Source organism: Flavobacterium sp. KH_001, from assembly GCF_057840745.1.
Window position 1 is genome coordinate 199,571 of sequence record NZ_CM174520.1, and the last position, 24,556, is coordinate 224,126.

The window sequence follows — 24,556 nt, forward strand, 5'->3', positions numbered from 1 at the left end:
GCATTAGAGGAATGTATGTATCTTATCTATGACATAGAACATATCGAAAAACCTTTTAATACCGAACTGGTTAACTTAATGACTTCCGAAGAAATTAAAAATATCATTCCATTTCATCTAACTGAGGGATTACATATTGTTCGAAAAACGGGAAACAATGCCGTACATTTTGGACAACGCATTTCAAGTAAAGAAGCCAATATTAGTATTCGTTATACTTATGATTTCGTCAAATGGTTTGCTTTAAACTACAGCAAAACCATTCCTGAGTTACCACAACATTTTGATGCCGGTTTTGTTCCTAAATTAGGCCAAAAACAAAGACAGTTAAAAGAAGTACAGAAAGAACAAGAGAAAGCCTTTTTATTACTTCAAGAGCAAATTGCCACACTAGAAAAAGAGAAAGAAGAAATTCTAGCGAAAGCAGAAGAAAGTGAAGCCTCATTACTTGCCTTTAAAGAGCAAACTGCTCAGGCAGTTGTAAAACTAAAAAAACAAAAACAAACTCGATTACAACCCCTTACCTCAGAATACAGCGAATCCGAAACTAGGCAGCATCTAATTGATGTTTCGCTAAAAGAAGCCGGTTGGTTTGATTTAGGCATGGGAAGGGATTTAGAATATCCTGTTTCTGGTATGCCCATAAGTGCAGACAATCCAAAAGGAAATGGTTTTGTAGATTATGTATTGTGGGATGATAATGGAAAGCCTTTGGCTGTGATAGAAGCCAAACGTACCACTAAAGATATTGAAATAGGAAAACATCAAGCTTTCTTGTATGCCAATTGTATTGAAAAAATACATGGGCAAAGACCTATCATTTTTTACACCAATGGTTACGAAACCAAAATATGGGAAGATACTTTTTACAGTTCTCCAAGACGTATTTATGGCTTTTACACTAAAGAAGAATTGCAATGGTTGATTCAGAAACGAAACACCATCAAAGACATTCGTAAGGCTACTATTAATACAAATATTGTAAACAGACCGTATCAATTTCTAGCCATTCAAAATGTTGCCGAAGACTTTGTTACAGAAAACAAAAATGGAATTTGTGGCAATAAAAGAAGAGCCTTATTAGTTATGGCTACCGGCAGTGGAAAAACTAGAACTATTGCTGCAATGGTCGATGTATTATTTAAAAACAATTGGGTAAAACGTGTATTATTCTTAGCAGATAGAAATGCCTTAGTACGACAAGCAAAGAAAAGTTTTGGCGAACATTTACCTGATCTAACTTCTATAGATTTAACAGAGGAAAAAGAGAACGACACAACACGATTAGTGTTCAGTACCTACCCTACTATGATGAATAAGATTGACAATATCCGAAACGCAGAAGAACGTTTCTATGGTGTTGGACATTTTGATTTAATCATAGTAGATGAAGCACATCGTTCTATTTACAACAGATATAAAGCTATTTTTGATTACTTTGATGCCTCAATAATTGGGTTGACAGCAACCCCAAAAGATGGTATTGACCACAATACTTTTGAACTTTTTGGTTGTAGTAATGAAGATCCTACTTTCTTGTATGAGCTTCACGAAGCAGTACCTACTTATTTAAGTCCGTATAAAAACATTGATATTTCTACCAAGTTCATTAGAGAGGGAATTAAGTATAGTGAACTTTCTGACACAGATAAGACCAAATACGAAGAGACTTTTGCAGACAAAACCACAGGCATTTTTCCCGAGGAAATAAGAGCCAATGAAATGAACAAAAGGCTATTTAACAAAGACACTGTTTTCAAAGTTTTAGACACTTTAATGGAACAAGGTTTGAAAATTGAAGGTGCGGATAAACTAGGTAGAACTTTAATTTTTGCTGTAAATCAAACACATGCAAAATTTATTGTGGATTGCTTTTTAGAGCGATATCCAGAACAACCTTCCGGTTTTATTTGTATGATTCATAACGAAGTCTCGCATGCACAAAGCTTAATTGACCTGTTTTGTGACCATTACATCGAAAATAACCCACAAATAGTTGTATCGGTAGACATGATGGACACTGGTATCGATGCTCCTAGAGTACTGAATTTGGTCTTTTTTAAAGTAGTACGTTCTTATGCTAAATTTTGGCAAATGATTGGCAGAGGCACTCGTTTGTGTCCAGATGTCTATGGACCAAATATGCCTAAAGATCATTTCTTAATTTTTGATGTCTGTAAAAACTTTGAGTTTTTTGATATTGAGAAGAAAGGAAATGAAACCAAAATAGCTAAACCAATTACGCAACAAATATTTGAAGACCGATTGCATTTAAGTAGGTTGTTGATTGAGACTGGCGAACCTGATGATATAGAATTAGCCAATAACTTACGAGATATTTTACATTATGCTATTAGTCACTTAGACAAAGACAGGTTTCAAGTGAACATGCAATCCAGACATGTTGCAGAATTCTCAGAAAGAAGTCGTTGGTCAAACCTTGACTCTAGTGATGTACATATTATTGAAGAGTTCTTATCTGATTTACCTGCACCAGAAACTATAAATGAATCAGCACGTAGATTTGATTTGATGATGCTAAAGCTACAAATAGCAACTTTAATGACCAACAACTACAAAATAAAATACCAAGAAGCATTGGTTGAAATATCTGAGGGATTAAGTCAAAAGTATACTATTCCAGCAGTTTTAAGAGCAAAAGGATTAATTGAAGACATCAAGAGAGCCGACTTTTTCAACGCAATTTCACAAAAAAAATTAAATGAAGTACGAGAAGAACTTCGTGAGTTGATTCACTATTTAGATAAAGCAAACAAAGAGATATTCTATTCAGACTTGCAAGATGAAGATATAATTACTGTTGTTAATGAGCCACAGATGGCTTCAACCTATGGTAATGCCTACAGAAGAAGAGTTGAAAGTTTCATAAGGGAAAACAAACACAATATTACCATATCGAAGTTGTCTTCAAACCAACCTATTACAACACAAGAACTTGCTTTATTACAGGAAATTTTGTTTGATGGAACTGAGAGAGGTACTTATTTAGACTTTACAAAAGAATATGGAACTGAACCATTAGGTAAATTTATCCGCAGTATTATTGGACTCGAAGTTAAAGCAGCGCAGGACGCATTTTCAGAGTTCCTGCAAGCTGGAAATCTTAGAGCCGACCAAATGATTTTTATTCAAAATATAATCACGCATTTGACCAAAAACGGCACCATCGAACCAAGTATGCTTTTCGAGTCACCTTTCACTGACATTAACGACAGCGGTTTATTAGGTATTTTCGAAGATAGTGATGCACATAAAGTGATTAGTATTATTGAGAGGATTAATGAGAATGCCGGTATTGCTTGAGTGAAAAATTACATATAAAGCAATACGTTGAATTACTTTATTTTTTTACAGAGTAAATAAAAATGATTTAAAAGCGCATTAATTTTAATGACTAATAAAGCATACGAGAATTATGAATTGGTTCAATAAGTCAGACGAAGAAATTATTCAAAGATTAAAAAATGTATTAAAAACTGAAGAATTTCAATTTATCGGAAAATTTGAAGAAGTTCCAAAAAAAGATTTTGGATTTTTTAAAGAAGTTCGGTCACTCTCGGGCGTGAAGAAATTTTATCCCAAAGATGATGGATCAACTGATGACAAAAAATTAAGACCTCTCGAAATTTTCACAAAAGCCTATGAACAATTAAAACATGGTAAATGGTATAAATTTTATGCGGTTCCAGCTTCTAATCTTTTAAGAAAAGATAAAAGAAATCCTTTTTTATTGCAAACGGATTGGAAGCGAGTAAAGGATATTGTCAATTTGAAAGAAGATGAATTAATTGAAAATATAAAAAATGACGCGTTAAATACACCAGAAGGAATAGCTGGTAATTTGATGAGAGCAATTGAAACCATCTCAATTGATATAAACACGGAACCGACTACTTTTATTTTTGAATTAATTCAAAATGCTGATGATTATCCAAATAAGGATAATAATGTTGAAATTATATTTCAAATTACCAATACCAATCTTATAATAAAACATAATGGAAGTAAATTCGAAGTGAACAATACTGTTGCGTTATGTGGTATTAATGAAGGTGATAAAAGAGAAGAAAAAACAAAAATTGGTTTTAAGGGAATTGGTTTTAAATCAATTTTTAAAGATTCAAACTATGCTTTCATCAAATCTGGAAATTTTTCGTTTAGATTTGATGAGGACTATTGGAAAAAACAAGGAATTGAAATATTTTGGCATATTACCCCTATAAATACGCCTATTGCGGAATTCGAAAACATTCTTTTAGAGGAATCAAATGTTAACATTGTAGTAAAACCAAAAGAACAAGCGATATTAAATAATTATAAAAATACATTTATCTCACATTTCAATGATGAAAGAATTTTACTCTTTTTAAGAAATGTTAAGTCTCTAATTTTCATTTCACCTGAAGAAAAATTTGTAATTTCTAATATTTCTTCAAGGTGGAAAATATTTGCCAAAAACAATGTTATTATTCCTGAAGTTGAAACAAATGAATTGAATAGAAGAATAAATTTACCTGATAAAAGAATTCCTATCAAATTTTATGACATTAATTCAACGGAAATTAGTTTTGCTTTTAAAACTAATAATAATATTGTTGAATCAATTAACGACGGATATATTTACGCTTATTTACCAACTAAAGTAAATTTAGGCTTTTCATTTATTATAAATGGAAATTTTATTCCAGACGCATCCAGAACAAAAATTTATGCAGATTTAACATGGAATTGTTTTCTCTTTACTAAAGCTGGTGAATTGTTTTTAAATGAAATAATCCTTCTTATTAACGAAGGTTTTCATGCTGAAAGTGTATTAGAACAAATTCCGATTTTTTCTACAATCACAACAAATACTCTAGATGAAGACAAAAAGATATTTTTAGATAACTTTAAATCTGGTTTTGAAAAAGTAATCCTAAATCAGCCTTTCATACCTGATCAAAACAATAAATTGGAAACACTTTCAAATATATTGGTTGATGAAACCGGATTATCAACCTTATTAAGTGATTTTTTTTTCACTCTTACCGAATTAAGTGGAAATTTAATTAATAATCAATTAGGTAAAGGAATTGAAAAAGTAAAAGCACTTTTAAAAGAATATAATTTAGAATACAACATTTACACAATTGAAGATTTAAAATCAGATCTTAAAAATGATGTCTTCAAAGAATGGCTTAAAATACCAAATAACAATTTCAAAATAATCCATTATTTTAGTACAAATAAAAAACTGCAAGAATTACTTGAAACAGAAGCAATAATCCTTACTGCAAATAATGAGTTAAAGATTAGTTCCGAAGTGTATAATTCAGTGCCAGATGTTGTAACCTTTATTACATTTGAAAAAGTAAATGACGAACTATTAAACTTACTAGTAATAAATAATATTACTCTTAAATTAAAGACTTTTAATCCTATTGCCTTTTATAGTGAAAACATTTTAGGTAAACAAAATTCTATAAATCAAAAACTATCTAATGAACTAGATTTATTGAATTTTTGGAGGCTCATATATGATTATTGGAATGATTTTGAAAAAGAAGATAAAATTAAAGCCTCTTTAAAATTATTTTTAGTCTTGTGTAAATCCTTAGAGGAAGAATCACTATATAAAAGTTTAATTTCGACTGTTTATATTGCTCGTGACTTTAATTTAGAGAATGAAATAGAATCAATCATAACTGAGATTGGAATACAAGATGCTAAATTTATTTCTGAAAAGTACATTTCTAAAAATAGAACTGCATCTAAATGGAATCAAATATTTAAGCAGGCTAATGCTATAACTGATCTTCAAAAAGTAATTGAAATTTTGCTCCCTCAACTTTCAACTATTGAAGAATCCAAGCATTTTGAAATTGCAAAACAAATTTTTAAATACTGGAAAGGAAATCAAACCAAAGCATCAGAACTTTCTGAAAATCAAATAATTTTAATTCAAAAAGCTTTAAAGATAAAAGCTATTGACAAAAACTATTACGGATTACATCAAGTTGTAATTTCTGATCATTACAACAATAATAATACAATCAAATCAATACTTCCCTTAATTGAACTTTCCAATCAGGTCTCAAGTGAATACGGTCCAAAAACAAATCAAATTGCAGATTGGAAAACTTTTTTCAGCCTTTTTCAATGTGTTTCCCTAGTAGAAAGACAAAATGTATTGGATGCAAAAATTGCCTTTTTTATTAAAAATCAAGAAGTTTTCAAAGAAAATCATTTTGAAATTATAAAAAGTATATCGGAACTACATAAAACTACAAATGAAAATGGACTAAAGTTACCAGATAGTTTATCAGAAATAAAACTATTTACTGATAGCGGACAATGGATATTACCTTCAAATATTCATTTGTCAAGTATTTATAAACCAAAATTAGACTTACAGAACGATGATGAAGTTAATAGTAATATATTTTTTCTAAATGAAAAATATACTCCTATTGATTTTGACAAGGAAATGTTAAATACTTTCGGAGTACAATCCGGTTTCAACATTTCTAAGATAGAAAGAATGCCTTTAAGCGATATTGCGGAAATAGATTATCTTGAATCTATAGAAAAATATAATGAACGGTATGTCAAAGATAAATCACAACTCTTAAAAAACTGGCACTATGCATATACTATAGAATCAAGAACCTATATTTCTAATCATTATACTCTAAATTATGACTTTCTTATTAGCAACGTTTTTTATTATGATAAATTAATTGATTTCATATCTAAAAGAAAAAATTTCGAATTTCTTTTTGGAAACACAATTGTATCTATTTGGAACAATCGTGTATTTGCAAACAAAACATATATATATTATTTGATAAGTTACGAGCCTAATTTATTAACAAAAGCTAATACTCGGGATTATCCATCCGAACTGTTTTCTTCTAAACTATCAAATTATATCACGGATCAATCTAAGCTACCTGCTTTGGATTTTTCTAAAATCATAACTAATAATGAAAACAAAACACTTGAAGAAATACTAGATATTAAGCAATTCTTGTCTGTAGAACACTGTATTGGACTTTTAAGCAGAATAGAAAATGAAATCTCAATTCAGGAAATTTGTAACCTTGAAGTAGTGAGAATACTTAAGAAGTATATTCCTTCAGAATTAGAAAAAGAAAATATACGTTTATTAAATCAAAATCTTGAATGGAAACCCTTAGATGAATTGATCTTTTCTTCAGAGGAAGAATTTGTTATTGAGAATTCAAAAAAGCTACACCATGAATTTATTCCGATTGCTATTAATTTTGGAATTAACGAATTGTCACGTGAAAATCTAATTTTAAAAACGATACCGGAAAAACATGAAAGGAGTAATGACATCGCCTTATGTTTTGAGACAAAAGCTAAATTTATTGCATTCAAAATAAATCCTACAAATTATTTAGAAATTGAAAAACAAATAATTGATAAAATCAAACAATACAATTTTCGCGAAGTTTCTACTTTGGTCAAAGTATTCCCAGAAAACAATCCCATATACATTTCAGAAGAATATCAATTTTATAATGATAATAATACCATTATATACCGAGATAACTGGAAAACAAATAATGCTGTAATTGATTTTCTTTTCGAGTTAATATCTAGTGATAGAATGGAAAGAAAATGGTTTGAAAATCTTATTAATCGTTGGGATGATAGTAAAATTATCGAAAAGCTAAACGAAGATATTGGTAACACTCCTTTAGAATGGAACAACAATCAAAAAGACGTTATTGATATTGCAAAATCAGATTTTTTAAAAGAAGTCGAGAATTTCATTGAAAGCATGAGAGAAGTTGAGGACATTTATGATGCTGATAAGATCGAAGATTTAAAGTCAATTTTAGCCGAATTTAAAAATCACCCTAAGGAAAAGCAAATGACATTTAATTTATTGGCGAAATTAAAATTATGTAAAAAGATACATTTAGACTTTGATAGAAATTGGGAATATAATAGTATTGAATCCGGAATTCATAAATACCTAATACACAGCGCACGTGGTTCATTCGCTTATATCCACCCAAATGAAATATTAAAAATGAAAAACGAGGGCTATAAAATGGCAATCGATTACGGAACAAAAGATATTCGAATTTACAACTCACACTCAGAAATCATTTCACTTTATCAAAACTATCTCATGTTATATCAGGGAAGTAAAAGCGAAGCGGATATTATAAGCATTTGTGAAAACAGTGCCAGTAAAGACAAATTTCATTTTTTAATCGCAGATAGAGAAAAACAAGTAGGTGAAGGATTAGCTATTTTTAAATTCCTTAATAATGAATCGTATGATTAAATTAGATCAAAATAAACATATTGAGCTTATTCAGTCAGAGTATTTATTTCAAGTAAATGAATTCAACAAATTGCTAAAAAAGAATGCAGCAAAAATGTTTATTGACAACCAGCTATACTTATGTAGGTATCAAGGTTTTGATAAAGTAAGAGGTAACATCATTGTTAAATTTGAACATAACATTTGTAATCCTCCTCGAAAAAATGAAAATCTTCAATGCTTTGTTTCAGAATATTCAGATAATAATGTAAAAAACTGGGGAGGCTTAACATATGAAGCGTTAAGATCAAAAGTCACCTTACAGTTTGAGAGCAAAACCGTTTTTTTTTCACACGAAGCTGATTATACAATCGTAGGTCTGTCTGGTGTAAAATTGGAAGATGTTGAAAAGTATCAAAAAAACGCATTACTATTCTTAGCACCTGCTGATCCGCCTTTGAACTATATTATTAATTTGCTTAACTATATTAAAGAAACAAATCCAAAATCTAATGCAGTTTTAGATATTGAAATTGGAACAAAAAATTGGAATCCTGAGGATTTATGTGTTGATGAAAATATTATTACAAAATTACAAACCGACTTTGTTTTTAAAGATAATATTATAATTCAAGGACCACCAGGAACAGGCAAAACTCATTTAATGGCACTTTTATGTAGCCAATTACTAAAATCAGATTATAGAATTTTAGTTACCGCTTTAACAAATCGAGCACTAGTAGAATTAGCTGAGAAAGAACACCTTCAAATAGCCCTTGGAGAAGGTAAAATTTATAAGTCTGCACTTACCGCTGATGAGTCCAAAAATAAAAAAACAAAAGGATTAAAGGCATTTAAAAGCATGAGCCAACAAAAACCTCAAATGCTTTTATCAACCTATTATGTAATGTCTCAATTAGCTTCAAAAGCAACAATTGATAATCACTTTGATTATATAATTATTGAAGAGGCGAGTCAGGCTTTTTTAGCCACGATTGCCTTGGCTAAAAAAATGGGGAAAAAATGCATTATTATTGGCGACATAAAACAATTAGAACCCATCTTTCATAAAGAGTTTAGTCAAGAAAATCAAAATAATTATTACTGGATGGTTAGAGGATTAAAAGGTATTAGTTATTATTTAAGAAATACTAAACAATACATCCTTACCAACTCATATCGATTAACACCAAACAGTGTTGTCGCTACAAATTCGTTTTATAATGGAAAATTAAAAAGTAAATCAAACGCTGAAATACCATTTGATTTTTCTGAATTCCCATTATTAAAACAAAATCTTCGAGAATATGGAGGAACCTCGTTAAAAATAGTTGACAAAACTTATGGTAAATTACCAACAAATGAAAACTCAAATTTCATTATTAATATAATTAAAGATTTACAAAAATATGATCCAAAGTGCGAAATTGCAGTACTGGCTTTTAATAGAGACACGATAAGATTTTTGCAAAAAGAAGTATATTCAAAATGTTTAAATACGGAATTAGTTTTAGTTGAAACAATTGACCGAATTCAAGGATTAACAACTGATTACTGTATATTCTTTATCCCAGAAGAAAGCATTCCATTTGCACTTCAGGTTAACCGTTTTAATGTAGCAACTTCAAGAGCAAGATATAACACTTTAATAATCGCAAGCAAAGAGATAAATTATTTCATTAATCTAAATGAGGAAGTGCAAAATTATTTTTCGAAAATAAAGGCAATTTAGTATCGTATAAATATTAAAAAAACAACCTTTGCCAAAAGTGTCAAAGGTTATTATCTTCAACCAAATATTTTAATCTCAGCTGCACCTTTCGCAATAATAGGTGAAAGCTTTGGATCAAGATAAAATTTCTTCAAAACGTCATCTGATGAATGAGACGATAGGATTTTGGTTTCATCTCCCATGACCTTATGAACCCATGTAAAGTGCGTTTTTCTTAAATTTTTTAAGCTACAATCTTTTTCAATTTTAGTACTTCTCCAATAATGGGAAAAGGATTTTGACAAAAAATCCATCATCGATTGCACGCTCATATCACGTTCCGGGCATAAAATATAATCATCAGCTATATACTTTTCGTTATATCCCATCTCAATAAGCAACTCCATTAATTGCTCCGTAATTGGAATTGGTCTAAGTACATTTTTTCTATTCTTAATCCTTTGTACTTTAATATTATCAATGTATAAAAATTTGACAGTCTCATCAAAGGTGTATATATCACCCCACTTCAAAACAACCAATTCCTCTCGCCTACAACCTGTTAGCAAAAACAGTTTGTAAGCATGTTTTAAATATGGACGATACATATCTTTCTTTTCACCTTTCCCGCCTAATTGAAGTATTGGATCTGCTTTATCAACAGCATCTAAAACCGATTCGAATTCTTGTTTCGTAATTGTTTCAATTACAGAACTACCTGAACTCTTAACTACATAAGTCCTAAAAGGATTTCTCATCTCCATTTCCTCAATATCGATTAAAAATTCAAAGAAACCTTTCAAGGTGCTCATGCACTTTTTTAATGTTTTTTCCATAAATTTTTTCTCTGCCCAAATATAAAAACTAGATACTTCCTCTCTACTTACGTCCTTAACCCTTAACTTTGTAATATCTTTACTTTTATTCACATTCTGCGAAAAGTATCTACAGTAACGCAACATTTCTTTTTTATGCCCAATACTGATATTTTTCTTAAGATGGGCATAATTGCTCTTACCATTTAAATATTGCCTGTATTTAACTGCCGCATCCGCCAATGAATAATCATTTCCATTTTCCACCTGTATTTGTTTTTCAATTATTGGGCTTCTTATTGTAGTAAAATCAACTGCACTCAATTCTTTCTCAAATGCAATAGCTTCTAATAGAGCATCACTATAATTATTGGCCTCTAACTTCTTTGTTTTTACAGAATTTTTAGTTCCAGGAACATGGACTCTCACTCTATATACTTGATTATCAAAATGCTTACAATTACTGTTATCTTTATTGCATGTTTTGCAAAATATCTTCAATCCTTTATATGGATTTTTAGGGAGAGTTAACTTATTCATGATAATAACTTTTTATAAAATTCTAGATCTGCTTTACTTTTTTGAACTCTGGTTGTTGGTTTTTTATAAGTAACATTCACTTTTAGTTCTGTCATTATCAATTCAAACAACGCTTCATCTTTAATTATTTTTTGATAATAAGTTTCCCATCCATCCGGATCTCTTCGTTTTCGATCTAATACATGCGGTAAGATAATAGCGCACTCAAAGTCCACTTTGTAGACATAAGTCAATCCGCCTGCTCTGTGGATTGTTACTTTACTATACTTTAGCCACTTTATTATACATTCTTTATCTTTTCTGCCAATTCTCAAACCGACCTCTTTTATATTCATGATTTCTCCAAAAACCGCTTTTTCCTCTTTATTTAAACCCTCCATAATTCTAATGTTATAGAGGTTATATCATTTTTTAGATAAAAAGTTTTCTCCTAGATGAAAAAAAATTAAAAAACTTTACAGAGGAACTATAAAAAAGATTCCCAATTCTTAATAACTATCTGACACAAAATACATTATTATACATTTTTGTATATTAATAACTATGAAATGAACTTAATTATTTCAACTTAGATAGGCTCTTACATCCCATATTTAAAGGATTTTTACCATGCTTCCAACAATAAATAGATACTTCTTTTTTTTCCTAAAAAAAAAGCCATAAATACTTTTTTAGTTTGTTCAATTAGGTAGGAAACAACTTTACTATCTTACTGTAAGCCCTCGACTAGATCATTTATTAGTTCTGTAAATCCAGCTTCATTCAACGTCTTGTTATTATTCCAAACACCGTAGTAATTCTGATATTTGAAAATGGTACTAAGTGAGTTTTGAACAATTTCGTGTGAAAGAATTTTATTTGAGCTATCAGTAATATACTTTAGAATTACTGTCTTAAAATTACAGTTCACACCACCTGTATACAGCGATTTTACAGTATTATCAAAAACAAAGCAACCTGCCTTTTTAGGTAAATACTCCAATGATGACAGCTGATTGAAAGAACAATCGAACACTCCGCCAACTTCCGTCGGTGCACCTTTAAGAGATATCAGACTTAACTTCGAACAATCAAAATCACCACTTACTTTATTAAACCGCAAAGGCAATTGCTTTAAAAAGCTCATATTCTCGTCGAACTTAATAGTACCATCAATATCTATACTTCCATCAAGGTTAATCGAGTATGATCCCGGGTAAATTATTATCCAATTATCAGTAATAACTTTTTCAATTTCATTTTTTCTAATTGTTTCTTGATCATAAAAAAGATTCTCAAATTCCATTACTACTAAACTATTATAAATTTAAATACTACACTAAACCTTCGTCGATATCTAATAAGATATCTCTTAAGTTTTCAGGATTAATCAGTCCATCCTTGTCCCATAATTCAAGGTATTTACCATACTTAAACAGAATAGGAAGACAATTCTGATTACTCAAAATCAATTCCGACAATATAGAGCTACCACTATCCATTCTTTCAAGCGATTCAATTTTGACACCGCCTACATAACAGTTTTTCGATGCCATATACAAACTGGGGATCCAGCAATCGATATGAAGGTTTGCGCCTATATAGTAAGGACAATCTTCTAGGTTTTTAAGAAAATTAGCTGCGACATTAAGGGAACCCCCTAAAAAATCCGGCGCGCCCGTTAATTTTTTAAGTTGGTTATGATGAGCATAATAACTTTTACCCACTCTTAAAGGACCAAACATCAAAGACTCTAAATTATTTAAAGCACAATTAAATATCCCTATAACTTCTAGAGGACAACCTTTTAAACTTATTAATTTATTTTCTTGACAGAAATAGTTACCACCGACATATTTTGGCCCCTCCTTCAAAGATATTAACTCGTTATCAGAGCAATCAAAAGAACCGCCGACAAATTTCGGCGATCCTTTTAATGTCTTTAACATATTATTTTTACAGTAAAAATCACCGGTAACATTACCGAATTTTAGAGGAAGTTTAAAAATTTTGTTCCCCGTTATATGCACATTTCCTCGTACATCAATCAAACCATCTTCTCTAACTACAATAGAAGAAAGTTTGATTCTATATTTTTTAACAACGAATCCTACTTGTTTTCGCGTAATAACATTTTTCTGTTTCATGTTAGCATTAAAATCTGCTAAGATAATCCGCATGACGCACATACACCAGCATGACGCTCAAGATTTTAGGTATTTTTTTATGACAACTCACCGACTTTCCACTCTCCATTACGCTAAGTAAGATCTTTTATGATACTTTTATCCATTACCTTGCAAACAACCTTAATTTTCTATTTTAGCGACTGTACAAACCCCTAAATCAGTCGCAACTTCATCCATTACTTGCTTTACTTTTTCTGCATTTACTGGATTAAAGAATAATGCATCATATACGTAACCAACAAAAATATCCTCTTCATTAAGTCTTGATATAACCTCTGTCATTACTTCTACTTCTTTGGCAAATAAACGTCGGGATGTAATTTTGTGTTTAAATTCACTCTGTATTTTTTCTGATATAATATTATTCATCATAAGAGATCCTAATTTTTGATAATAAGCAAACAAGGGTGACTGCTCCATTTGATAAACTTTTTTATTAAAAAACGATAAATGTTCAATTTTGACAATCTCGGGTTTGATTCCAAGTTCTAAAGCCAAATCTTCATGTTTTAAATATTCGATATCTCCACCATAAAGACACATAGCAATATTCGGATGCAGACACGAGTAATCTGATTCAGCCATTGGGACACCATTTACTTTGACTAATTTCCTTATCCAAGATGGCATCAGTGTAAATGAATCTACCACTCTACCTCCGCTTTTTTCATTTCCTTGTCTGGGAATCATTAAGCCGTTTTTAGTCAAATAATTAAAAATTTTCAATGCATCTTCAACAAAACAAAGCGCACCTATGTCTTGAAAATATCCATCTCCCTTTTTATTCCTATAAATTAGTATTTTCCCCTTTTTATTCTTGTATCCTTCGCTTATCAATCTTCTTGCCTCCTCTTCTATTTCCTCTGCGGTAGGTAATGTAATGTCTTGATAAAATTCAAATAAATTCCTGCAAATAATATTATTTTCTGCCAGCTTAAATTTACGCTCATGTGATCTTTTAAGCAATTCCTGAACATGTCCAGTCTTTAACACATATGGTTTAAATCCTTTGCTACGAAAAGACTCCCCTAAACGATATTCATAACTGTGTTCCCCTTTTACGTAAAATCTCTCTTCTAATATTGGCCCTAAATCATACTGCCATTCAAGTAATGCTTTTTTTACATATTGATAAGTTTGGCCATTAATGCGTAATAACTGTCTTAAATACTCGGCTCTTAAAGATTTCCATCCTTCCGGGCTTTCTCCATTTAAGATATTTCTATGAGTTGAGCTTAACTGACTTAAAAATAACAAACACAACTCACTAGCTATATCCCTATTTTCTTTTGTCTTTGCTCCACCATGTATTTTATCCAAATAACGTTTTGGCAATGTCCTTTCTATTAACGTTTGTACAACTGTAGGTATCATTATTTCATTGCGATTCTTAAAAAATGTTGTCGCAAACTGTGTATAGAGGTCTTCTGTTTGCTTATTCGAGTTCCTCTCCGTAAGTCCTGAATCTATTGACATTTCAATCAATTCGGACTCCATTACATCATTGATCTCCTTTACATCATTAATGATAGATATAGATGTATTATTAATTAATTTATTAAATTTTGATGGATGGTTGGATTTGACTTGTTTAATTCTTTGAGTACTTTTTACCCTTTTAATTTCTTTTAACATTTAGTGTATCTTTAATTTTATTAAGTCAACACGTATATTTTAACTGTTAAGATCGTGCGACAATCTTATACAATATTTTCAGTTAGAAGTTTATATTTAAGGAACATTTTTTACTTATGCAAAAATACTTATAGAAGCAAGCAAATAATTTTATATAAAAAGCATCATAAAAAAAAGTTAAAAAGAAATAGTTAAAAACAAACGAAATTCTGGACCAGTGGTCGATAAGAATAGAAGATCAATAAGCAGATTCTCATCTAGGATTCCACCTTCTTACTCAATTCAATTGTGTATAAATACTTCTTTAATAAAGCATAAATGGATTTAGTAGCCAAATATCTTTAATGATATCATTACTTAAAAAAAAAAAGTAAATAAAAAAATAAAACTCTTGAATTACATCCAGTGATGTAACTCATACTTATAAATAACTATCACGGATTCTTAAATGATTTTTTAGCGATAGCATTTATAAAAAATGACATATTTATTCAATTATGTGACTGATGGATTTTGAAGACTACATCAATGATCCTTAGAATAAGCCGGAATACAAAATGATCTGCCTATTTTCCTATATATATTATTAAAAAGAAATCCAAAAGCCGAAGGGCGATTTGTAGTCTGTTAAGTATAATACATAAAAAATCCCGAAGTGTTCGGGATTTACTTTCTTAATTGAATTCTGCATTGGAAACTTCGTACATCTTATTTGGGTAAATTCCATTCGGACTTAGGCCTTTAAAAGTTCCACTGACATCAACTACATCAATAAAACCAGATCTAAATTCATCCAGAGTCCCATCAACTTTATATTCATAGTTTTTTGTAGGTTCGCTTGCAGTATACATTTTTAGCTTTTGCACATCTTTTGGATTCTTTAATGAGATATAAAGTGTAGCGGAATAAGTTGTTTTATACTTTTCGTCGTAATCTATTTCTTTTTTACCAAAATATTCTATAACAAAAGATCTGCCCGGAGGATTATTATTTGGCCTAGGGATCGCAAGATTTTTATTTTTACTATAAAAAACGCCACTTAAACTTACTTCATTACCGGAGATCATATATGAAGTTATTGCAACATTTTTAAGTTCAATTGTTTTATCGAAGTTATCAGATTCAAAAAAACTATCATTTTTCAAATTTTCAGCAAAATCATAAGAATCAAAACTTAAACTCGTCTCAGGTTTTTTACTTTCTGGACCGCTAATATTTTGAACACTTGCTGAATCAATTTCTTTAACACTCTCATTTTTATCACCTTTTGACTTTTTATTATCACAGCTTAAAAGTGAAATGATTACGACAGTAGATAAAATAAGTTTAAATTTATTTTTTTTCATATTTAAAATTTTAATTGGTTGTGATTATTTACAGCCAGCGGCTATAGCTTTTAGACAAGCTTCTTCAAATTTTTTATTGTCTTGATTCGACGCGTATTTCCCTTTCATTTCTTTGTTAAAAAGCTCCATTTCTGCCAATAAGGAAGTGCTTTCTTCTACGGTTGATTCTCCCTTACCTACTTTTTCCATTAACTCATAAGATTTGCATTGCATTTTAGCTAGTTTTTCAGCATCACTCTCAATCGAGCTACTGCAGCTTGTTAGAATAAATACACATGTACATAGAACCGTAGCTGTTTTTTTGATCATAAATTTTATATTTTTTTTATCCACATGGTTAAGGATCATATGGATACTCCCCGTTTTTTATAGTAGTTTCTGGACTCTACTCTTCATGAGACTTCATTTGATACGTATGTCCATATGAAAAACACTCTCCGCCAAATATAATAAAATTCGACTTATAAGTCGAATTAAATTATAAAAATCATGATTCCTGTTCATTTTCTTTGTTAAATGCAAAAGGAATTAGATAAAATTGAATCTGAATTTATAGAAAGAGTCTATCAGCTTTTTCAGAAAAAGTATGCCGGTAATAAATCTGCTTTTGCACAATCAGTCCAGTGCTCTGAAACAACCATTCGAAGAATTTTACGAAAGGAACAGGGAATTACGATAAATCTTGCTTTTAGAATAGCTGATGCACTTGACACTAATGTTAGTGATTTAATGAAAGATTTAAAAATTAAGAAAGATTTCTAAAATCAGTTTAAATTCCAATATGTAACAATTTGAAAAATCATAAAAGAATAATCAAAATCCTAAAGCAACATCATATAGCATTTGAAATAAAATTTGCGCCAGATCAAGATTTAACCATTATTCCTAACAAGGAAATTTTAAAAATGCTAGGTTTAAAACAGGATAATGGCCATGAAGTATTTATTGAGAAATTAAACCAAATCGAAAGCAGCTGGTTACTTATTTTTCTTAGGTACGAAAGTTATTATGACGTATATAATTTGGACGGAGAAATTATTAAAGAGAATTTTTACATATTAATTAATGAGATAGTTAATGGACTTAGATAAACAAAGAGAATACTTAGATAATCGAAATTTACTTTTTGCTCTTAGTGACGTAGAGTTGATAAATAAAATCATTGAAGATAGACTCTATCTAGGTGTTATTTTTGAAAAATATAAGGATGATTTTCCAAAAAAAATCAGAAAAAATTACTCCAAAACTGATTTCCCAACAATTCAGGATATATTTACTGAATCGGTGTGTGATTTATATGATAAAATTTTGACTAGTGGACTTTCAATATTGGAAAGGAAAGATTCCTCTATCGCCGGTTATCTTATGGGTATTTGTATTAATAAAATGAAAAATGAAAAAGTGACACATACGAGCAGATTCATAAGAACAGATGTTGAAAACCAAAATGCTGACGATTCTTATGATACTAATTCTGGCCAAATTGAATTCCATGTCCAAGAACAAGACCTTATAAAACAACAAGACTTGCTTTATAACCAAACCCTCAAGCAGTATGAAGTTTTAGAAATTATGAAGAATAAAGGAGGAAAATGTTATTCTTTAATTTTATTATCATTCTCTTCAGAATACAATTATCGAATACGTGATCTAAGAGAACTTTTTAATTACAAAAATAATCATAGCACTACAAATCAAAAGAGTAAATGCATGGATCGTTTAAAAAATATGTATAATAATTTTCAATTAGCATAAAATGAAAATAGCAATCGACATTGTTCAGCTCCATTTGGTTCCTAAATTAAAAAAAGCCACCGATCTAGACATTCAAGCTCTTGATGAAACTTTTTGGGCAAATTTCACGAATTCACTTCTTTATTTTGAAACTGATCCGAAACAATTATATCAATTAGTTCTTAACTCAAATATAAGCTCAGCAGTTAAAGAGAAAATTATTTCAAAAATGCCTAGAACATTTTCAATTTTAATTTCAGAATTGGCTGAGGAGTATGTTAAAGGAAATACTTCAGAAGCAATCAACATAGTATTAAACTCAAAAGGCACTAAATTTAAAGAGGAAGTATCCTTTTTTTCAACACTGCCGAAAGCGATAAGTGTTGTAGAGAGAAACAGCTTAAAATCGGAACTTCCAGGCATGTTTGAAAAACTTCAAAAAAAATATTTAAACGATGACATTTAAATTATTTCAAATTTAATTAAGACAATTACTCCTAATTTAATAAAGAGGGTATAGCTTTAAAAAGCTGTACCCTCTTTTTTTGTTCCTACCAATCCATACGCCATTAAATACTTCGTAACCCAGACCTATTAAAAAATGCTATTACTGTTAAAAAAATTAAAGCATGGGTGATTTTTCAAAATTGAGACTATTAGTAAGTATATACTTTAATTCAAAAAAACCTAATGTGTTAAAAAAATTAAAGTATGGGTGATTTTTCAAAATTGAGATTATTAGTAAGTAGATAAGTTAATACAAAAAGATCTGATGTGTTAAAAAAATTAAACAATGGGTGATTTTTCAAATTTGAAGCTATTAATAATTATAACCTCAATTATAAAACAATAAGAAAATGAAAAATTAAACTCTTTACAAAAATGTCTTAAAGGAAGAAACTCGAATTATCACAAAATGCCATTCGACAAGAATTAGATAGAACTGACTTCAAATAAACCATAAATAATATAAACGTAAATCAATTTTAAGAATGAAAAAGTAAAAACTAAAAAGCAAAAACCTTATAAGGTTAAATACAAAGTATCATTTCATTTTATAGACGTTGAAAATGCAACTTTGAAAGAATCGGTTGTACACGAACCTTGGGAAGATGTTTTTAAGAAAAAAGATATGCTTAAAAACCGAAGAAAAGCAATTCGCCATTACATAGATCGAGTAGATTACTTTATTCTTTCAGGGACCTTCAATTTCATAAGTCCTGCTGCTTTTCAGGCTAATCCAAATATTAAAGGAACTATCATAAACATAACTTTATATATGTATGATAATCAAGGTAATTGTTTTGAGCTTCAAGGTTTTGAACCTGACGAATTATTTGAAATGTTAACATTTGAGTCAAATCATCTATCAAAGCGCAAAAAAGTTCAATTTATCACAGTGCCAGATCATGAAGGGAATTATCAAACCGTCTTAAAAGAGGATTTTCAATTATTTAATCTCTGGTTTAATAATTGAAAATCCAAAAGTACAATTACAAGTTAGGTTGTTTAAAACCTATCATTACACTTAGCTAATTTTAAATTAAAAGATTGAAGTATATAATCATTAAATAAAATTTAATATAAAAAATATGGGATCAAAAATCGAATGGACAAATAATACCTGGAATCCAACTACAGGCTGCACTCACTATAGTAGTAAAAAAAATGGTGGAAATGAATGCCTAAACTGCTATGCTGAGACCCAAACAAAGAGATTAAAATTAATGGGCAATAAAAATTACGAAAAAGGTTTCGATGTAGTTGTTGAACATGAGGATGTGCTGAATGAACCCTACACTTGGAAAAAACCAACTACAGTATTTGTTAATTCTATGTCTGACCTTTTTCACAAAGAAATCTCTGATGAATTTATCACAAAAGTTTTTAAAGTAATGAATGATAATTTACATCATACTTTTCAAATATTGACTAAAAGACATGATAGAATTGAAAAATTACCAAAAGATCTTGTATGGTCAGAAAATATTTGGCTTGGAGTATCCTGCGGCACTCAATATGCAACAAGGAGAATTCCTCCACTTGTTGAATCTCCAGCAAAACACAAATTTTTATCTATCGAGCCGTTTATTCAAGAAATTTCAGAAATTAATCTAACTGGAATTGATTGGGTAATTGTAGGTGGCGAAAGTGGAAATAATTCATATAAAATCGAAAAAGATGAGATGGGAGAAGAAAAATACGAAACCGTAAACGGCAAAATAGTTTTTACTCATTTGCTAGATGCCAATGGAAAAAAGATACCTGAAAAAAAGATACGTCCCATGAAAAAAGAATGGGTTGATATTATTAAGGTTAATTGCCTTCGTCAGAATGTACCTTTCTTTTTTAAACAATGGGGTAAAAAAGAGAACAACCCAAACCCAAATGACCCAACTATAGATAAGGAGCATCGTTACTATTCAAAAGGAGGATGCGAATTAGATGGTGAAATTTATTGGACAAATCCTACTGTATCAAATGATGATACCCCACGCATCAAACTATTTGATAGTGAATATTTTATAATGGACGAGATAGAAGATCTTGTCACTATATGGGAACTAAAATCACACTTGCCGATAGCAAAAAAAGATTTATTTGAAGACCTAAAAGAGGATATTGAGAAAAATGGTATACAGAGTCCTATTATATATGTGCAATTACGAAATGGCAAAAAACTTGTCATAGATGGACATACACGTTTGGCAGCTTTAATTAAACTTAAGCATAAAGTCATACCTACCTTAGAAGTAACCGAAACTTTTAACAATCTTGAAGAAATCAAATTTTGGATTGTAAAACACCAACTGAAAAGGAGAAATCTGACTAATGAGGAAAGGTTGAGACTTGCTTTTTTATCCAAACCCACAATTGAGAAACTAGCGAAAGAAAATTTGTCTAAAGCCGGAAAAATGACTCAGCAAGTAACCGGTAAAGAACGAAATTCATCAACAATAAAAGCAATTGACACGAATAAGGAAATTGCCAATCTTGCCGGTGTCGGTAGATCTCTCGCTGTTAAATATAACAAAATAATAAATGAAGGATCTCAACAAACAATTGAAAAACTAAATGAAGGGAAAATTTCAATTAGTGCAGCTCATGCATCATTAAATAAAATAGAATTGGTTACTCCTAGGTCAGTAATTCCTCAAAAGGGTAAAGCCTATAAAGCAAGTAATATTATTTCTTTGGAAAACATTGAAGAAGGAAAGCAAAAAATTTCGAAGGGTGAAATTGATGTCATTATGATATTTGACAAAGTTGACAAATTAGATGTTCTGCAGAAAAATCTAAACATTAGAATTGGAGTTTATTTTTTATGATCATAATAGTTAGAAAACAACCTTTGCCAGAATTGGCAAAGGTTGTTAAATAAAATTGAAGCAATTATAAAACATGATTCAATGTATGATAATGATGAATTATTGTAACTAAACAAAGTTGAATCAAACAAAAAAGTATTAAGAATCATAAATAATATTTAACAAAAATTTTAAAAGATTATGCAAAAAGTAACAAACAAAGGCTTTTATCAATTAGAAGAACATGCGAGCGTAAATAACAAAATTGAATTTTTAAAACATTTGAATTTAAATCAAAATGTTGTATTTACAGCTTCGTCAAATGACCAAATTGAAATGAACAAACTTAAATCTAAATTTGGTGCAATTTTAACAACAATTCCATTGTATAATGGAATTCATTATCATTATCATTTTTATTTTACGTTTAAAAAATTATCGAGTAACATACTATCAATAATTTTTCAAAATGCGATTACACATATTGAACTTCATAACAAATTACCCAAAAGTTATGGTTCCTCAGTAAATTGGCAAATTACCTTTAAAAAAACTGTCTATAATGTCAAGATATGGAATACTAGTCCTTGCCCTTACACACAAGTTACTACCTTGATAATGACAACTTTACCAATATTCCTAGTTGAAATTTTTTAAATAACCTTTAAAAAATTATTTAAAAAAACTTGGCATACCGTCTCAGGAAAAACTTGGGACGGTATCCTACTTTGCTAAAATACATTTAGCTTTTAAAGACAAATGATCATATCGAAACATTTAAGTCCCAAAATAAAAATAAAAAGTTTCACTATTGATAATAGTGAAACTTTTTATTTTAGCTAAACCCTTGTTAATAAAGGGCTAAGATGGTTTTGTAGATTTTGACAATTAAAAAAGTTTCACTTTTGATGCAAAATAGTTGCTTTTGAAACTTTTATTACTATATTTACTGGAATAAATTATCACTCCATGAGCCTTAAAAATTCAATCACGACTAGCGACTATCTAAATTTTGATTCAACATTGAACAAAGCAATGAAAATAATCAAAATAGAAAAAAACTATAAATTAGGTTTTTTAGTAGTTTTTGGAATAAATGCCGGATTACGAATTTCTGATATTTTGAAATTGAAATTTGAAGATTTGGAAAATGAATCAATTTCATTAATAGAGTTAAAAACAAATAAAAAGCGCATCATTAGATTAAATGACAACATCAAGAATGCTTATGAAATTCTAAAAAAAAGGACAGATATCAGAAGTGGTTATATTTTTACATCAAATCAATCAACAGTGATAACTGTACAATACGTGAACCGAAAACTAAAAGAAATGTTTGAAACCAAAAATATTGCAATTAGCAGTCACTCATTGAGAAAAACTTTTGGCCGTCAAGTATGGAATAATAATGGTGAAAGCGATAAAGCATTATTGTATCTAAGCGAACTTTTTAATCATTCCTCACCTGCCATAACAAAAAGATACTTAGGAATTAGACAAGAAGAGTTGGATGACATTTATATGAATTTATAAACTAAATTTATTTAGCACTGAAGTTTTAAACAATTGTTTACAATTTATATATTTAAAATAAATATTCAAAAAAAGCAAACTTTTGGTATTATTTACAATATAACTAATATAGAAATTCTATAAAAAAATTTAACGTAAATAATATATGAAAACAAATATTAAATTAGAGTGTGAAAAATTAAACATAACCAACTATGTGATAAATGATGATGGATCAATTGATGTAGACGACAATGTGGACAAGTCAAATAAGAAATTAACTAGGCTGCCATTGAAATTTAATAATGTCCAAGGTGATTTTTATTGTAATGACAACAACTTGACGAGCTTAGAAGGATGTCCTAAAGATGTTGGTGGCTCTTTCTGCTGCTCACATAATAACTTAACTTCCTTACAATATTGTCCTGTAGAAGTTTATAATGATTTTGCTTGTGCATATAATAATTTAACATCTTTAGAATATTGCTACATCGGTGGTAATTTTGATTGCTCTTCAAATAACTTAACATCTCTAGAATTTTGTCCTACTTTTTATCTTAATTTTGACTGTTCCTTCAACATGTTAACCTCGTTGGAATTTTCTCCGAAGAAAGTTAATTACGATTTCGACTGCTCATCTAATAATCTAACATCTTTAGAACATTGTCCAATTGATATTGGAGGTGATTTTAATTGCAGCAGTAATAAAATTGCTACATTACAACACTTACCAACCACAGTCAATGGTGATTTTATTCTTGATAACAATAATATTTCAGTAAACGATGTTGCTTTCTTAGAATACAATCAAAATGTAGATTGGAATAGATCATTAAACTTTACCCAAGATCAAATTCGAATAGCAAGAATTAACTTTCTCATTAATTAAACTAACCTAGAATATTATTTAAATCACTAATTATACTATTCTTAGATAACTTCTCTCTAAAATTATTTTAGATTATTAAGAATGTAATAGATTTATACTTTCCAAAAGCAAGATGGAACTCCTTTTAAAGGTGTTATCAAAAAGTACTCCGAAATTTTCTGAGCAGGATCAATCAGTTCTCAGGGACTGGTTGATTTTTTTCTATCATTTTATTTTTTTAAAAACCATTAATATGTTTACAAATTCTAACACCTTATATTATAAAACTATATAAAACATTCTGTTAAAAAAATGGTCTAATAGATCCTGCTTTTCCGGAATATAGTGACCATCGCCTTCGGATCAAACTTGACCACTTTTTTCAATTAAAATGACAACCTGATTTCCAATCTAAAGTAATTACGGAAAACTACTATTATAGAATAGCGGCTTTTGCACATATTTTTTTCTACATTTCATTAAAACAAAATATGCACAAATTGAGCACTGTATAATTATAGTCTAAAATTGCACAAATGCTTTGGATTGAAAATACCACCTTTATGAGTGGCAATTTCAGAATAGTATAATCTGCATGCTAACATTTTAAATTA

The 24,556-nt window shown here is 29.7% G+C and carries 19 protein-coding genes; 12 read left to right on the forward strand and 7 right to left on the reverse strand.

Annotation, left to right across the window (positions count from 1 at the left end; translation table 11 throughout):
• Positions 1-15: 15 nt before the first annotated feature.
• From AC3ITQ_RS00920 to AC3ITQ_RS00930, 3 genes are all read left to right on the forward strand, one after another.
• Complete coding sequence (locus AC3ITQ_RS00920) at positions 16-3,324, forward strand: type I restriction endonuclease subunit R (RefSeq protein ID WP_489236430.1); 3,309 nt, start codon at positions 16-18, stop codon at positions 3,322-3,324.
• A gap of 259 nt (positions 3,325-3,583) precedes the next feature.
• Positions 3,584-8,326 (forward strand): sacsin N-terminal ATP-binding-like domain-containing protein, encoded by a 4,743-nt coding sequence (locus tag AC3ITQ_RS00925; protein ID WP_489236431.1) that lies wholly within the window; start codon positions 3,584-3,586, stop codon positions 8,324-8,326.
• Positions 8,319-10,037, forward strand: a complete 1,719-nt coding sequence (locus AC3ITQ_RS00930) for an AAA domain-containing protein (RefSeq protein ID WP_489236432.1) — start codon at positions 8,319-8,321, stop codon at positions 10,035-10,037. Before AC3ITQ_RS00925 ends, AC3ITQ_RS00930 begins: the two co-directional genes overlap by 8 nt.
• Positions 10,038-10,093: 56 nt before the next feature.
• On the opposite strand, the gene AC3ITQ_RS00935 is transcribed toward AC3ITQ_RS00930, so the two are convergent.
• The 7 genes from AC3ITQ_RS00935 to AC3ITQ_RS00965 all read right to left on the reverse strand — a co-directional run bounded on the left by AC3ITQ_RS00935 (position 10,094) and on the right by AC3ITQ_RS00965 (position 16,829).
• Complete coding sequence (locus tag AC3ITQ_RS00935; RefSeq protein WP_489236433.1) at positions 10,094-11,371, reverse strand: tyrosine-type recombinase/integrase; 1,278 nt, start codon at positions 11,369-11,371, stop codon at positions 10,094-10,096.
• Complete coding sequence (locus AC3ITQ_RS00940) at positions 11,368-11,751, reverse strand: hypothetical protein (RefSeq protein WP_489236435.1); 384 nt, start codon at positions 11,749-11,751, stop codon at positions 11,368-11,370. The genes AC3ITQ_RS00935 and AC3ITQ_RS00940 overlap by 4 nt, the downstream gene beginning before the upstream one ends.
• A gap of 329 nt (positions 11,752-12,080) precedes the next feature.
• Positions 12,081-12,656, reverse strand: coding sequence for a hypothetical protein (locus AC3ITQ_RS00945; RefSeq protein WP_489236436.1), 576 nt, complete (start codon positions 12,654-12,656; stop codon positions 12,081-12,083).
• Between the two features lie 28 nt (positions 12,657-12,684).
• On the reverse strand, positions 12,685-13,497 hold the full coding sequence (locus AC3ITQ_RS00950) for a hypothetical protein (RefSeq protein ID WP_489236437.1): 813 nt from the start codon (positions 13,495-13,497) through the stop codon (positions 12,685-12,687).
• A gap of 162 nt (positions 13,498-13,659) precedes the next feature.
• Entirely contained in the window at positions 13,660-15,174 is a 1,515-nt protein-coding gene (locus AC3ITQ_RS00955; RefSeq protein WP_489236438.1) for a hypothetical protein, read from the reverse strand.
• A gap of 674 nt (positions 15,175-15,848) precedes the next feature.
• Entirely contained in the window at positions 15,849-16,520 is a 672-nt protein-coding gene (locus AC3ITQ_RS00960) for a hypothetical protein (RefSeq protein ID WP_489236439.1), read from the reverse strand.
• Between the two features lie 24 nt (positions 16,521-16,544).
• Positions 16,545-16,829, reverse strand: a complete 285-nt coding sequence (locus AC3ITQ_RS00965; protein WP_489236440.1) for a hypothetical protein — start codon at positions 16,827-16,829, stop codon at positions 16,545-16,547.
• 207 nt (positions 16,830-17,036) lie between these two features.
• On the opposite strand from AC3ITQ_RS00965, the gene AC3ITQ_RS00970 reads away from it, so the two are divergent.
• From AC3ITQ_RS00970 to AC3ITQ_RS01010, 9 genes are all read left to right on the forward strand, one after another.
• Positions 17,037-17,282 (forward strand): helix-turn-helix domain-containing protein, encoded by a 246-nt coding sequence (locus AC3ITQ_RS00970; RefSeq protein ID WP_489236441.1) that lies wholly within the window; start codon positions 17,037-17,039, stop codon positions 17,280-17,282.
• Positions 17,283-17,311: 29 nt separating this feature from the next.
• Positions 17,312-17,611: a hypothetical protein gene (locus AC3ITQ_RS00975; protein WP_489236442.1), complete on the forward strand. Its 300-nt coding sequence runs from the start codon at positions 17,312-17,314 to the stop codon at positions 17,609-17,611.
• Positions 17,598-18,275 carry a hypothetical protein gene (locus AC3ITQ_RS00980; RefSeq protein ID WP_489236443.1) on the forward strand — a complete coding sequence of 226 codons (678 nt, stop codon included), beginning with the start codon at positions 17,598-17,600 and terminating at the stop codon, positions 18,273-18,275. The genes AC3ITQ_RS00975 and AC3ITQ_RS00980 overlap by 14 nt, the downstream gene beginning before the upstream one ends.
• Before the next feature lies 1 nt (position 18,276).
• Positions 18,277-18,720, forward strand: coding sequence for a hypothetical protein (locus tag AC3ITQ_RS00985; protein ID WP_489236444.1), 444 nt, complete (start codon positions 18,277-18,279; stop codon positions 18,718-18,720).
• Between the two features lie 612 nt (positions 18,721-19,332).
• The gene (locus AC3ITQ_RS00990) at positions 19,333-19,731 is read left to right on the forward strand and encodes a hypothetical protein (RefSeq protein WP_489236445.1); all 399 of its coding nucleotides are present in this window, start codon (positions 19,333-19,335) and stop codon (positions 19,729-19,731) included.
• Positions 19,732-19,846: 115 nt separating this feature from the next.
• Positions 19,847-21,583: a DUF5131 family protein gene (locus tag AC3ITQ_RS00995; protein WP_489236446.1), complete on the forward strand. Its 1,737-nt coding sequence runs from the start codon at positions 19,847-19,849 to the stop codon at positions 21,581-21,583.
• Between the two features lie 180 nt (positions 21,584-21,763).
• Positions 21,764-22,219, forward strand: a complete 456-nt coding sequence (locus tag AC3ITQ_RS01000) for a hypothetical protein (protein WP_489236447.1) — start codon at positions 21,764-21,766, stop codon at positions 22,217-22,219.
• Between the two features lie 378 nt (positions 22,220-22,597).
• A complete protein-coding gene (locus AC3ITQ_RS01005) occupies positions 22,598-23,095 on the forward strand; it encodes a tyrosine-type recombinase/integrase (protein ID WP_489236448.1) in 498 nt (165 codons plus the stop codon).
• A gap of 145 nt (positions 23,096-23,240) precedes the next feature.
• The gene (locus AC3ITQ_RS01010; RefSeq protein WP_489236449.1) at positions 23,241-23,963 is read left to right on the forward strand and encodes a hypothetical protein; all 723 of its coding nucleotides are present in this window, start codon (positions 23,241-23,243) and stop codon (positions 23,961-23,963) included.
• Positions 23,964-24,556 lie beyond the last annotated feature (593 nt).